We start from the raw sequence: 684 nt of genomic DNA, 5'->3' as shown, positions 1-684 counted from the left end.
GTGAACTACTCGGCAACTGAGTTACCAGAGCATCTGAATTAAGGCGGGATACCGCCTTTTCAGGGTGCGTCCATGACACCACTACTGTTTGCTCTTTAGAGCTATACAGCTACTTTTATTATTTCTGGCGTTTTTAGTCCGGTTACGGACAGTTCCTTTTTCTCTCCGGATACGGAGAGATATTTTCTCAGGATGTTATATGCACCTACAGCATCTGCGTTATACTTCCGGTTTCTGTCCCTGTACAGTCCCCTTTGTTTTCGGTTGCATGGCTGTGCATATCTTTTTTCCACCTCTGGTGACAGCGGACTGCACTGGCTGGTATAGCTTTCTTCCTGTCTTACAAAACGGATCCCGTACATCTTAAGCTTATATTCCATCATGCTATAGAGCCTGTTATACGGCAGATTGTGGAACTTCTGGTTTGTTCTGTGTCCCAGGTCTTTTCCTTTCCGGATATTCCGGATATCCCCTGCCACAACACAGGTAATTCCCTGTTCACGGCAGTATTTTGCAAAGTATCTTGTGATCTTGTGTAGATAATCCGTTACCGAGTTCTGCTTTTTCTGATATAATCTGCGAATATGTTTTGATGTGACTGGATGTTTTATTCCCTTCACAGACTGCTGTCCATACCATTGTGCCTGCACCCTTGCAATCTCTTTATGAAAATATCTTTCCAAT

The 684-nt window shown here is 43.7% G+C and carries 1 protein-coding gene; it reads right to left on the bottom strand.

The features are described from left to right. Positions 1-101 precede the first annotated feature (101 nt). Positions 102-684, bottom strand: a 583-nt coding sequence (locus tag GPK81_RS17795; RefSeq protein ID WP_147343531.1) for an IS200/IS605 family accessory protein TnpB-related protein, incomplete at its 5' end; no start/stop codon positions are given.

Source organism: Blautia sp. MCC283, assembly GCF_018785565.1.
Taxonomy (GTDB): Bacteria; Bacillota; Clostridia; order Lachnospirales; family Lachnospiraceae; genus Blautia_A.
Note: the sequence above shows the minus strand (reverse complement) of the source record. Positions and strands in the feature narration are given on the sequence as shown.